The sequence below is a fragment of the Thermithiobacillus plumbiphilus genome (genome assembly GCF_038070005.1).
Lineage (GTDB): Bacteria > Pseudomonadota > Gammaproteobacteria > Acidithiobacillales > Thermithiobacillaceae > JBBPCO01.
This window is the reverse complement of sequence record NZ_JBBPCO010000011.1, coordinates 80510-92924: the sequence shown is the minus strand read 5'-3', so window position 1 is coordinate 92924 and position 12415 is coordinate 80510. Positions and strand designations below refer to the sequence as shown.

The following is a 12415-nucleotide window of genomic DNA, read 5'->3' as shown; positions in this document are numbered from 1 at the left end:
GCCGCGCATGGATGAAACAGGGCAGGGGTTCCGCCTTTGTCTAGATACGGGAACCACCCGAAATGTCTAGGATAATAGCCGCTGATTCCCGGAAATCAAAGTCTGGAGGCGAGCTTGATCATGCACGACGAGCCGGCTGAACGTGATCGCGGCCGCAGCGCGCAAGTGCCGCAGGAGATTCCCAAACCTGGCTGGCGGGACGTCCTGCTGCGTGTCAAGGCAAGCATCAGTGACGACAATCTTTCGATCACTGCCGCCGGTACCGCTTTTTACCTCTTTCTGGCGGTCTTCCCGGGGCTGGCCGCATTGGTCTCCCTGTATGGCCTGCTCGCAGACCCGGTGGATGTGCAGAATCAGATCAACTCGCTGGTCGGGATTCTGCCGCGCGATGCACTGGCGACCCTCAATCAGCAGCTTACGAGCATCACCTCGCATTCTGGCTCTGCCCTGAGCCTTGGCTTCGTCAGCGCCTTGTTGCTGACGCTCTGGTCGGCTACGGGTGGGGTCAAGGCCCTGATCACGGCGCTCAACATCGCCTATCATGAGCATGAAAAACGGGGATTCATCCGGCTCAATCTCACGGCAATCGGCTTGACCATCAGCGTGCTGCTCTTTTTCGTGTTTGCATTGATGCTGGTGGTCGTGATGCCGATCATCTTCAACTTCATCGGCCTGGGCTGGGTGGTCGAGATTGCGCTCAGACTGCTGCGCTGGCCCTTGCTGGCGGGCATCGTCATGGTATTGCTGGCGGTGCTCTACCGCTATGCGCCGAGCCGCGGCGAGCCGCGCTGGAGCTGGGTCAGTACCGGTGCTGTGGTGGCAACCCTGATGTGGGTCGCCGGTTCGCTGGGCTTTTCGTTTTACGTCGAGAACTTCGCCAACTACAACAAGACCTACGGATCGCTGGGCGCGGTGGTCATCCTGCTGATGTGGTTCTACTACTCGGCCTTCATCATCCTGCTTGGCGCCGAGCTCAATGCCGAGATGGAGCACCAGACGGCCAAGGACACCACCACCGGCAAGCCCCAGCCCATGGGCGAGCGGGATGCCTATGTGGCCGATACCCTGGGCAAGGTGCCTTAGCGGCCCTCGCCGGGCAGCTTGCCGCGCCCGCCACGTTTACCCCGGAATGCAGCGAGTTGCGCTTTGCCGAGCTGTTGCGGCTTGCGCTTGCCGGGCACGGTGAGTCCCTCGCCGAGGATCTGGATCTCCGCGAGCTGGTCGCCAGCGGCCAGCGCCATCAGTTGCACCCCGCGGCCACGGGCCATGCTGCGGATCTCGCCGGCCGGGTAGATCAGCAGGCGACCGGTTAGCGTTCGCAGGACCAGCTCATCCTGCTCGGCGACCGCGATTGGCGGCAGCAGTGCCGCGCCTTCGCTCAGATTCACCACGGCCTTGCCGCCGCGCACGCGGGATTGCAGATCAGTCGTGCCTGCAATAAAGCCATAGCCATCGGAGCTGGCCAGCAGCCAGCGCTGTTCCGGCCCGCTACTCAGCATGAACTGAATGCGCGCGCCTTTCGGCAGCTCCAGCAGGGTACCGACCGGCACGCCTTCGCCACGCCCGCCCGGAACGCTGGCGGCGGGCAGGGTATAAGCGCGCCCCTGATCATCCATCAGCAGTACGCTTTCGGTGCTGCGCAGTTCAGCGGTGGCCAGCAGGCCATCGCCTTCCTTGAAGCTGAACCCGCCGGCATCCAGCCCATGCCCTGTGCGGCTGCGAATCCAGCCCTTGCGCGACAGGATGACCGTGACCGGCTCATCGAGCACGGCAGCGGGCTTGGCGCTGGCGGTCACGGCCTGTTCGATCAGTGTGCGGCGCGCGTCGCCAAAGCGCTGCGCATCCTTGCGGATTTCCTTGATGATCAGGCGGCGCATCTTGCCGGTGTCATCCAGCAATTCCAGCAGGGTCCCGCGTTCCTCGCGCAGTTCGCCAAGCTCGCGCTCGATCTTGATGCCTTCAAGCCGGGCGAGCTGGCGCAGGCGGATTTCGAGGATATCCTCGGCCTGGGTTTCCGAGAGCGCGAAATGTGCGATCAGGTCAGCCTTGGGATCATCGGCCTCGCGGATGACGCGGATGACTTCATCGATATTGAGGAAGGCAATCATCCGGCCTTCGAGGATGTGGATGCGCGCTTCCACTTTCTCCAGCCGGTGGCGGCTGCGGCGGGTGACGGTCTGGAAGCGGAAGGCGATCCATTCCGCCAGGATCTCCTTGAGGTTCTTCTGTGCCGGCCGGCCATCCAGACCGATGCTGACCAGATTCATCGGCGCATTGCCTTCCAGTGAGGTCAGCGACAGCAGCAGTTGCATGAACTCCTCGGGGTCCTGACGCGAGGACTTGGGCTCGAACACCAGGCGCACGGCATGCTCGCGGCCGGACTCGTCGCGCACGGCGTCCAGCACGCTTAAAATGGCCTGACGCGACTGGCGCTGCTCGGCGCTGAGTTCCTTGCGCCCGGCGCGTACCCGCGGATTGCTGAGCTCCTCGATTTCTTCCAGCACCTTCTGGCTCGAAGTCTGGGGCGGCAGTTCATGGATGACTGCCTGCCACTGGCCGCGCGCCAGCTTCTCGATGCGCCAGCGCGCCCGCACCCGCAGGCTGCCCCGGCCACTGCTGTAGATGTCGCGAATGGTTTCCGGGCTGCTGATGATCTGGCCACCGCCGGGGAAATCCGGGCCCGGTATGATCCGCAGGAGATCATTAACATCGAGCTGCGGATTCTGGATCAGGGCAACGGCGGCTTCCGCCACCTCCGCAAGGTTGTGCGACGGCACCTCGGTGGCCATGCCCACGGCAATGCCCGAGGCGCCATTGAGCAGCAGCACCGGCAGGCGCGCTGGCAGGACCTGGGGCTCTTCCAGGGTGTTGTCGTAGTTGCTGACGAAGTCCACCGTGCCCTGGTCGATCTCGGCGAGCAGCAGTTCGGCAAAGGCCGAGAGCCGCGCTTCGGTATAGCGCATGGCCGCCGCGCCATCGCCATCACGCGAGCCGAAATTGCCGTGGCCGTCGATCAGGGGATAGCGCAGGCTGAAGTCCTGCGCCATGCGCACCATGGCGTCATAGGCGGAGGCATCCCCATGCGGGTGCAGCTTGCCCAGCACCTCACCGACCACGCGCGCCGACTTGACCGGCTTGGCGCTGGCGCCCAGCCCCAGCTCGCGCATGGCAAACAGGATGCGCCGCTGCACCGGCTTGAGGCCATCGGCCACGTCCGGCAGGGCGCGGCCCTTGACCACGCTCATGGCATATTGCAGATAGGCGCGCTCGGCGTAGTCCCCTAATGGCAGAAAATCGCCAGCGTCCGCCGCTGCGGGCGGGGCGGGAGGGGTCTTGGGCGGCTGCTTGCCGGCCTCGGTCGTTTCAAACAGATCCAGGGTATCCATATCCATCCTTCAACTAGATATCGGCTTCGACTTCATTGCCGCGGGCTTCCAGCCACTGACGACGTCCGGCGGCCTCGTTGCGGCACATCAAGAGATCAAAGCGGGTACGGGTTTCGGCCTCGGCGCCCAAGCGAATGCCTACCGGCGCCAGTCGCCTGGTATCGGGGTTCATGGTGGTGTCCCAGAGCTGTTCCGGGAACATCTCGCCAAGGCCTTTGAAGCGCGATACCGACCAGGCGCCCTCACGCACCTTTTCCTTGCGCAGCTTGTCCACGATCACATTCAGCTCGCCATCATCCAGGGCATAGAGCTTGCGCGACGGCTTGCCCTTGCCCTGGGCGGGCACGTCCACCCGAAACAGTGGCGGCTGGGCGATATGCACGTGACCCTTGCCGATGAGCTGGGGAAAGTGGCGGAAAAAGAGCGTCAATAGCAGCACCTGGATATGCGCGCCATCGACATCGGCATCGGACATGATGATGATCTTGCCGTAGCGCAGTCCGGAGAGATCCGGCTGATCCTGCGGCCCATGCGGATCGACGCCGATGGCCACGGCGATGTCATGCACTTCCTGATTGGCGAAGAGCCGGTCGCGATCCTGCTCCCAGGTGTTGAGTACCTTGCCGCGCAGGGGCAGGATGGCCTGAAAGCGCTTGTCGCGGCCCTGCTTGGCCGAGCCGCCGGCGGAGTCGCCCTCCACCAGAAAGAGCTCGGTCTCGCTGGCATCCCGCGATTCGCAGTCGGTCAGCTTGCCCGGCAGCACGGCGACACCACTGGACTTGCGCTTTTCGACCTTCTGCGCCTGCTTCAGCCGCGCCGTGGCCTGGCGAATGGCGAGTTCAGCGATCTTGCGCCCGATATCAATGTGCTCGTTGAGCCAAAGCTCCAGCGGGTCGCGCACCATGCTCGAAACCAGCTTGACGGCATCGCGCGAGCTGAGCTTTTCCTTGGTCTGGCCCTGAAACTGCGGGTCGAGCACCCGGGCGGAGAGCACGAAGGCTACCCGCGCCCAGGCGTCCTCGGCGGTGAGCTTTACCCCGCGCGGGATCAGGCTGTGGTGCTCGGCGAAGGCCTTCACTGCCTCGAATACCCCGGCGCGCAGACCGGTTTCATGCATGCCGCCGGCCGGTGTCGGGATGAGGTTGACATAGCTCTCGCCCGCGGCCTCGCCTTCCACCAGCCAGGTCATGGCCCAGGCCGCGCCCTCGCCATCGGCAAACTGCTCGCTCTGCTTGCAATAGCGCTCGCCGGCAAAGATCGCGCCCACGGTTTCGGCATTGGCGCTCAGTTCGGCCAGATAGGCCTGCAACCCGCCCTCGTAGCGCCAGGTGCGCATCTCGGCCGGCCCTTCGCGCTGCTCCAGATAGAGCACGACCTCCACGCCCGGCAGCAGCACCGCCTTGGCGCGCAGGGTGCGCTCCAGTTCCGCCAGCGACACCTTCGGGCTGTCGAAGTAGCGCGGATCGGGCCAGACCCTGACCTGCGTGCCGGTCTGGCGCTTGGCCTTGAGCGCCGCGCCACGGGTCAGGGACGTGACGGGTTCGCCACCGGCAAAGGCCATCGTATGCTCATGGCCATCGCGCTTGATGCGCAGTTCCAGCCGGGTCGAGAGGGCATTGGTCACCGATACGCCGACACCGTGCAGGCCACCGGAGAAGGCATAGGCGCCGGCGCCATCGCGCTTGTTGAACTTGCCGCCGGCATGCAGGCGGGTGAAGACCACCTCCGCCGTGGATACGCCCTCCTCGGGGTGCTGGCCCACCGGGATGCCGCGGCCATCGTCCTCGACACTGACCGAGCCGTCGGTGTGCAGGGTTACGACGATGCGGCTGGCATGCCCACCCAGGGCCTCATCGGCGGCATTGTCGATCACTTCCTGTACGATATGGGTCGGAGAGTCCGTGCGCGTGTACATGCCTGGCCGTTCCTTGACCGGTTCCAGGCCGCGCAGCACACGGATGCTCGATTCATCATAGACTTTTTTGACTTGTGCCATATTTACTCCAGTAGGCCCGGGTCCCGGCACCGGATCATGAGCGGTATTGCGGGATCTGGCCGATTTTTCTGCGGCCCCGATGCGGGTGATTGTAGCACAATTTACTAAATAAGTGAAAAGGTGCTACATGATTAAAAATATGCGCCGATATGGAACTTTTAATGAAAAATACAAGGTGAATGCTGGCTATGCCGCATCAATGATTTCAATAAAACTTGCCAGGGCGGCGCTGCCGGATGCCGGATACTGAATGGCTGTGGCCCCGGTTCCCGGGCTGTATCGAAAATCCCGCTTAAAGTATAATGTTGTCTCAGATGGCAGTTCGCTCAATCGGGTTCTGGTGATATTCATGATGCTGGATGATGAAGCAAAAAACGACATACGCGCGGCGCTGACCCGGATTGGCGCCTCCCTGCCCGGCTTTCGCGCGCGCCCGCAACAGCGCAAGATGATTGCCGAAGTGGCCAAGACCCTGGCCACCCTCCGCGCCAATCCCGCGAGTGATCCCGCCGTGCTGGTGGTGGAAGGCCAGACCGGCACCGGCAAGACGCTCGGCTATCTGGTGGGGGCCTTGCCGCTCGCCCTGCGCATGGGCCGCAAGCTCATCATCTCATCCGCGACCGTGGCTCTGCAGGAGCAGATCCTCCACAAGGATCTGCCCTTCTTTGCCGAACATAGCGGGCTGCAGTTCAGCTATGCCCTGGCCAAGGGACGCTCGCGTTATGTCTGTGAGCGCAACCTGCGGGCCCTGAGCGAAGGCGGCCCGGCCAATCTCGCGCTCTTTGAGCTAAGTGGCGAGGCGCGCGAGAGTGATCTGTTGCAGCGCATGGCCGACAGTCTGCCGGAACGCTGGTCCGGCGAGCGCGACAGTTGGCCCGATGCCATCCCGGATCGGCTCTGGAGCCAGATCGCCAATGACCGGCATAGCTGCACCGGGCGCCGCTGTCCCTACGTCAAGGATTGCTCATTCTTCCGTGCCCGCGAGGCCCTGAACGAGGCGGACGTGATCGTCACCAATCACGACCTGCTCCTGTCTGACTTCGCCCTCGGCGGCGGGGTCATCCTGCCCGATCCGCAAAAGAGCCTGTACTGCCTCGATGAGGCGCATCACCTGCCGGATACCGCCATCGAGCGCTTTGCCGGGGCCATGACTGTGCGTGGCGCCATGAGCTGGGTCGAGCAGGTCGGCAGCGTGGCCGGCAAGGCCGCCGTGCTGCTGCAGGGCGACACCGTCAAGCAGGCGGCCCAGGCCGAGAGTCTCGGTCAGGAGCTGGTACAGGCGCTGATGGAACTTGCCCGCACCCTGGATCAGTGGCGCCAGAGCGGCCAGGGCAGTGGCGGGCGCGATGACGACCCCGAGCTGCTGCGCTTTGCCGATGGCCGCTTTCCGGAAGAGCTGCGCCCCCTGGGCGACAATGTGCTGGCGCCCCTGCGCGAGTTGGCGAGCATTGCCAACCGGCTCAAGGACAAGCTGCAGCAGGCCATCGAGGAGCGCAAGCTGAGCGCCGACCAGAGCGAAAAACCGGCCATGGATCTCGGCTTTCTCATCGGTCGCCTGGAAAACGCGCTATCACTCTGGAACATGATGCTGGCCGCCGATGTCGCCAAAAGCGCGCCGACCGCCCGCTGGATCCGTGCCCAGTACAATAACCGCGAATGGGACTATCTGGTCTGCGCCAGCCCGACCGAGGCCCGCGGCGTGCTCAACACGCATTTCTGGCCGCGCATCGATGCCGCCGTGCTCACCTCGGCCACCCTGACCGCGCTCGGGCGCTTCGACTTCTTTGCCGAAAAGACCGGTCTGGACCAGTTGGGCAATGTGCAATATCTCGCGCTCGGGTCGCCCTTTGACTACGCCCGCCAGGCAGAGTTGCATGTGCCCCTGATGAGCAGCGATCCGCGCGACAGTGCAGCACATACCCGCGAGGTCGCCAGCAAGCTGGAGGCGCTGCTTGACCCCGGCGAGGGCTCGCTGGTGCTGTTCAGCTCCAGGCGGCAGATGGAGGAGGTCGCCACCCTGCTCAGCCCGCCCTGGCAGGCCCTGGTCCTGCAGCAGGGCAGCGGCAGCAAGCAGGCACTGCTGCGCCAGCACGCCGAGCGCATCCAGGCGGGGGAGGGCAGCGTGCTGTTTGGCCTGGACAGCTTTGCCGAAGGGCTGGATCTGCCGGGCGAGCTGTGCACCTGTGTCGTGATTGCCAAGCTGCCCTTTGCGGTGCCCTCCGATCCCATTGCCGCCACCTATGCCGAGTGGGTGGAAGCGCGCGGCGGCAATCCCTTCATGGAAATCACCGTGCCCGAGGCCAGCCGCAAGCTGCAGCAGGCCACCGGGCGGCTGCTGCGGGCCGAAAGCGATCACGGGCGGGTGATCATCCTCGATCGGCGCCTGGTCAGCATGCGCTACGGTCGGCAGATGCTCGCCGCCCTGCCGCCCTTCAGGCGCTGCATCGAGGGTGAAGGGCGCGGGCGAGTGGCATGAAAAAGCCCCGGCCAGGCCGGGGCTTTTTCTCCTGCAGGAAAAGCCGGTGCCTCAGAACATGTCCGAGGCCGGCGCGCTCCTGCCGGCACTGTCCTCCTGCATGTCACGGCAGGGGATGTGTTCGCCGGTGATCATGTTGCGATAGCCCATGCCAGGGCCCACCATCGGATACACGCCGGCATCCGGATCGATCATCACCTCCAGGAAGGCCGGGCCGGGATAGGCCAGGAACTCCTCCAGCACGCCGCGCACATCTTCCTTGCGGTCCAGGCGTTTGGAGAAACCAAAACCGTCGGCCTGGGCCGCCCGCACGAAATCCTTCTGGTGCAGGGACTTGTCGCTGGCGGCGAAACGGTCATTGAAGTAAAGCTTCTGCCACTGGCGCACCATGCCATCGCCGACATTGTTCAGCAGCAGGATCTTGACCGGCAGATTGTAGGTGGTGACCGTCTCCATCTCGCCGAGATTCATGCGGATGCTGCCGTCGCCATCGACGTCGATGACGAGCCGGTCGGGGCAGGCGATCTGGGCGCCGATGGCCGCCGGCAGGCCAAAACCCATGGTACCCATGCTGCCCGAGGTCAGCCAGCTGCGCGGGTGGGCAAAATCGAGGTACTGCGCCGCCCACATCTGGTGCTGGCCGACGCCGGTGCTGACGATGGCCTGGCCCTGGGTGATGCGGTTCAGCTCTTCCAGCACGTAGTAGGGCTGCACCAAGGCGCTGTCGCGGTCATAGTTCATCGGATGGCGCGCGCGCAGCTCCTGCAGATGCCCCAGCCAGGCAGAATGATCCTTGCTGAAGTGTTCGCCACTCTCCAGCAGTTGCTCCAGGGTCTCCCGGGCATCGCCGACATGATGCCAGTGGGCCAGCTTCACCTTGCCGATTTCCGAGGCGTCGATGTCGATATGCGCGATGGCGCGGGCATTCGGCGCGAACTGCTCGATGTTGCCCGCCACCCGGTCATCGAAGCGCGCCCCCACGGCAATCAGGAAATCGCAGTCCTCGACCGCATAATTGGCGTAGGCCGTGCCGTGCATGCCCAGCATGTGCAGGGCCAGGGGATCGCGGCTGTCGAGACTGCCGATACCCATGAGTGTGTTCACCACCGGGATCTGGAAACGATGCGCGAACTGGCGCAGGGTCTCGGTCGCATTGCCGCTGATCACACCGCCGCCGACGTAGAGCAGGGGACGCTCGCTACGTTCCAGCAGCTCGAAAAAGCTGTCGGCCTGCTCGTCGGAGAGCGCCGAACGCAGTGCGCTCATGCGCTGGCGGTAGCCCTTGATGTCGAGCTTGCCTTCGCCCTTGAAGATGCCGCACCAGTTCTGCACGTCCTTGGGAACATCCACCACCACCGGGCCGGGTCGGCCGGTGCGGGCGATCTCGAAGGCCGTGCGCAGCGTTTCCTCCAGTTTCTCAGGGTCGGAAACCAGAAACACATGCTTGGCGCAGGGGCTCATGATGTTGAAGATCGGCGCCTCCTGGAAGGCGTCCGTGCCGATGGCGGCGCGCGAAACCTGGCCGCTGATCATCACCACCGGCACCGAATCGGCCATGCAGTCGCGGATGGGCGTGACGGCATTGGTGGCGCCGGGGCCGGAGGTGACCATGAACACGCCCACCTTGCCGCTGGCGCGCGCATAACCGGCCGCCATGAAGCCCGCACCCTGCTCGTTGGCGGGCACGACAAGGCGGATCTGCGCCTCGGGCTTTTCCTCGCGTTCCGCATTGAAGCGGAAGATGGCATCGTAGGTCGGCAGAATGGCGCCACCACTGTAGCCGAATACCGTATCGACGCTTTCCTGGCTCAGTACCTGGAGAATGATATCGGCGCCCGTCATGGTCTGACCGGCCAGGGGGTGTTTGACAGTTTTCTCTTTAAGCATCGGGTCTCTCGAAGCGCTGCGGCAGACGGCTTCTCCCTTGCGCCATGGAAAGCCGGCGCCTCAGAGCGGCGGGACGGCTGTCAGGTGAAGAGAGAAGATCCAGAAAAGATTAGACCTATCTGGTTATCATATTTTCGCGCAAAAGTCACGAGTCCGGGAGCTGCTGGCTGGCGCCGATCCGTTGCTGGCAGGGCATGCGGGGGTCAATGAAGGCGGCCTGAGAAAGGCGCTACCGGATGATGTAGCCGTGGCTGACTGGGGGCCTCAGTGGCACCAGATGGCCAGCTGGCCTCGATCCGCAGGTACTTGATGGCGACTTCCACCCTCACCTGGTCCTCGGTCAGGTAGGGTTCGCCCCGCTGACGCTTGGCGCGTTCTTCCCGGATACGGCGCTGTTGTTCTTCGATACGTTCGATGATGCGGTGAACTGTCTGTTCTTTGGAGAGATGCATCTTATAATGGTCCATTCCGTGCGGCTGCATTACAGTATCTAGGGCCACTTAGCATTTTCGTCAAGTTGCCAAGGCTTCAAGTGCCCGGCGCCATTCATTCAGGAGTGAATATGAGCACCTGCTGCGATATGCCATTACCTGGCACCCGTCCCATGCTCTCCATGGACGAGGCCCTGGCGCGCATCCTCGCCCAGGCCCGGCCGGTAGCAGGCCAGGAGAACGTGTCTTTGCTGGATGCGCTCAACCGGGTGCTGGCGAGCGCACAGGTCTCCGCGATCGATGTCCCCGGCGCGGACAACAGCGCCATGGATGGCTACGCCCTACGCACGACGGACCTACCCGCCTCCGGCGAAGCCAGCCTGCCGGTCTCTCAGCGCATTCCAGCCGGTCAGGTGGCCCAGCCACTGCAGGCAGGCACGGCGGCACGCATCTTCACCGGCGCGCCCGTGCCGGCAGGTGCCGACACCGTGATCATTCAGGAGGTCTGCCGGGAAGAGGACGGCGTGGTGCGTTTCCCTGTTCCGGTCAAGGCTGGCGCCAATATCCGCCGGGCCGGGGAGGATATCCGCAAGGGCAGAGAAGTGCTCGCGGCAGGTACCCGGCTCACGCCCCAGGCGCTGGGGCTGGCCGCCTCGGTGGGGCTGGGCAGCCTGCCGGTATTTCGGCGGCTGCAGGTGGCGGTGCTGTCCACCGGCGACGAACTGGTCGAGCCCGGCATGCCGCTGGCGCATTCCGGCCAGATCTACAATTCCAACCGCTATACCCTGATCAGCCTGCTGCGGCGTCTGGACTGCGAAGTCATCGATCTGGGGCGGGTGCGCGACGACTATGGCGAAACCTGCGCGGTGCTCGACCGGGCGGCCGGCCAAGCGGATCTCATCCTCAGTACCGGCGGGGTTTCGGTGGGGGAGGAGGACCACGTCAAGAGCGCCCTGGAAGCTCGCGGCCGGCTGGATCTCTGGCGCATCGCCATCAAGCCCGGCAAGCCCCTGGCCTTTGGCCAGATTGGCGAGGCCTTTTTCATCGGCCTGCCCGGCAATCCCGTTTCGAGCTTCGTGACCTTCCAGCTTTTCGTAAAGCCCTTCATTGCCGCCTGCCAGGGAGAACGCCAGACCGCACAGCCGGCTTTCGCCGTCGCTGCTGCCTTCGACTGGCCCAAACCCGACAAGCGCCGCGAGTTCCTGCGCGCCCGCCTGGAGCCTGGCGATGACGGGCAGATCAGGGTCGGGATCTACCCAAGCCAGAGCTCAGGCGTGCTGTCGTCCACGGTCTGGGCCGATGGCCTGGTGGATGTGGCGCCCAACCAGGTGATCCGGGCGGGGGATGCCGTCACCTTTCTGCCTTTCAAGGGACTTTTGCCCTAAGCCTTTCATCTGGCAGTCGAAAGCTGCATTGGCTACGCTGCCCGCCAAGTCTAAGATCGAGGCTCCACCCTGGATCAAAAAAACGATACCCAAGACCAACAGGCTGCATTCATGCGGCTCCATGCGTATGGTCAGGAGGCTCTGTGGCAGAAACACTGTACGAAGTCCTTGGCCTGAAGCCGAATGCCACCCTTGAGGAAATCAAGGCGGCCTATCGGCGCGAGGTCATGCGCTGGCATCCGGACCGCAATGGCGGTAGCGAGATGGCCACGCACCGTTTCCGGCAGATTCTGGAAGCCCACAAGACACTTACTGATATCCAGGCGCGCCAGCGTTATGATGAAAACCTGGCGCGCGGCAATAGCCAGGCCATGCTCAGTACCAGCAGCTTCTGGAACAACACCATGGAACTGGCCTTTTTTCTGGCCGAGCGGGGTGTGAGCCCGGTCGTGCTTGCCCAGGAACTGAGCCGCCGCGGCTGTCCGCCCGCGATTGCAGCAGCGATCGCCCAGGCCATCGCTGCCCACAGTCATCGCAGCCGTCTGTCCCGGCTATCAAAGCTCGCGCGCGCCACCCGCCGACCTTTCGCCGCTGCCGGCAAGCACACGCTGGATCTTGGGCTACTCATCAAGCGCGCCGTCTTTCTGATGCTTCTTGCCGTATTGGCAGCGGCCTGGTTCTGTGATCCGCGTTCAACAGGCAAGCTACAGCAGGCGATGCTGTCTGATCAGGAAGAACTGGCAACTCACATTCAGGGGAATAGATAAAGTCAGCAAACCATCGCGCTCAGGATGGCGAATTACCAGACGCACTACCTTCGTTTGTTGCGCACCTGTAATCAATCTGATAAATGT

At 63.8% G+C, this 12415-nt stretch carries 9 protein-coding genes; 5 read left to right on the top strand and 4 right to left on the bottom strand.

The annotated features are described in order from the left end of the window. The first annotated feature begins 120 nt into the window (after positions 1-120). On the top strand, positions 121-1083 hold the full coding sequence (locus WOB96_RS11465) for a YihY/virulence factor BrkB family protein (RefSeq protein WP_341371466.1): 963 nt from the start codon (positions 121-123) through the stop codon (positions 1081-1083). Here WOB96_RS11465 and parC read toward each other — a convergent pair. Both parC and WOB96_RS11455 read right to left on the bottom strand, forming a co-directional pair. Then, positions 1080-3386 (bottom strand): DNA topoisomerase IV subunit A, encoded by a 2307-nt coding sequence (gene parC, locus WOB96_RS11460; RefSeq protein WP_341371432.1) that lies wholly within the window; start codon positions 3384-3386, stop codon positions 1080-1082. The two genes, WOB96_RS11465 and parC, sit on opposite strands and share 4 nt — an antisense overlap. Before the next feature lie 13 nt (positions 3387-3399). Then, positions 3400-5382, bottom strand: coding sequence for a DNA topoisomerase IV subunit B (locus WOB96_RS11455; RefSeq protein WP_341371431.1), 1983 nt, complete (start codon positions 5380-5382; stop codon positions 3400-3402). Between the two features lie 127 nt (positions 5383-5509). On the opposite strand from WOB96_RS11455, the gene WOB96_RS11450 reads away from it, so the two are divergent. Beyond that, positions 5510-5632, top strand: a complete 123-nt coding sequence (locus WOB96_RS11450) for a hypothetical protein (protein ID WP_341371430.1) — start codon at positions 5510-5512, stop codon at positions 5630-5632. Between the two features lie 99 nt (positions 5633-5731). Beyond that, positions 5732-7858 (top strand): ATP-dependent DNA helicase DinG, encoded by a 2127-nt coding sequence (dinG, locus tag WOB96_RS11445; RefSeq protein WP_341371429.1) that lies wholly within the window; start codon positions 5732-5734, stop codon positions 7856-7858. A 51-nt stretch (positions 7859-7909) separates the two neighbouring features. Here dinG and ilvB read toward each other — a convergent pair whose 3' ends face one another. Then, positions 7910-9745 (bottom strand): biosynthetic-type acetolactate synthase large subunit, encoded by a 1836-nt coding sequence (gene ilvB, locus WOB96_RS11440; RefSeq protein ID WP_341371428.1) that lies wholly within the window; start codon positions 9743-9745, stop codon positions 7910-7912. Positions 9746-9948: 203 nt separating this feature from the next. Next, positions 9949-10197, bottom strand: a complete 249-nt coding sequence (locus tag WOB96_RS11435; protein WP_341371427.1) for a hypothetical protein — start codon at positions 10195-10197, stop codon at positions 9949-9951. 110 nt (positions 10198-10307) lie between these two features. Here WOB96_RS11435 and WOB96_RS11430 point away from each other — a divergent pair, with 110 nt between their 5' ends. Then, a complete protein-coding gene (locus tag WOB96_RS11430; RefSeq protein WP_341371426.1) occupies positions 10308-11561 on the top strand; it encodes a molybdopterin molybdotransferase MoeA in 1254 nt (417 codons plus the stop codon). Positions 11562-11704: 143 nt separating this feature from the next. Further along, positions 11705-12328, top strand: coding sequence for a J domain-containing protein (locus WOB96_RS11425; protein WP_341371425.1), 624 nt, complete (start codon positions 11705-11707; stop codon positions 12326-12328). Positions 12329-12415: the final 87 nt, after the last annotated feature.

What these genes read in the sequence shown, in the direction of transcription:
- parC (WP_341371432.1), bottom strand. Translation starts at nt 3,386, where the DNA reads ATGGATACCCTGGATCTGTTTGAAACGACCGAGGCCGGCAAGCAGCCG.
- dinG (WP_341371429.1), top strand. Translation starts at nt 5,732, where the DNA reads ATGATGCTGGATGATGAAGCAAAAAACGACATACGCGCGGCGCTGACC.
- WOB96_RS11450 (WP_341371430.1), top strand. Translation starts at nt 5,510, where the DNA reads ATGATTAAAAATATGCGCCGATATGGAACTTTTAATGAAAAATACAAG.
- ilvB (WP_341371428.1), bottom strand. Translation starts at nt 9,745, where the DNA reads ATGCTTAAAGAGAAAACTGTCAAACACCCCCTGGCCGGTCAGACCATG.
- WOB96_RS11465 (WP_341371466.1), top strand. Translation starts at nt 121, where the DNA reads ATGCACGACGAGCCGGCTGAACGTGATCGCGGCCGCAGCGCGCAAGTG.
- WOB96_RS11435 (WP_341371427.1), bottom strand. Translation starts at nt 10,197, where the DNA reads ATGCATCTCTCCAAAGAACAGACAGTTCACCGCATCATCGAACGTATC.
- WOB96_RS11430 (WP_341371426.1), top strand. Translation starts at nt 10,308, where the DNA reads ATGAGCACCTGCTGCGATATGCCATTACCTGGCACCCGTCCCATGCTC.
- WOB96_RS11455 (WP_341371431.1), bottom strand. Translation starts at nt 5,382, where the DNA reads ATGGCACAAGTCAAAAAAGTCTATGATGAATCGAGCATCCGTGTGCTG.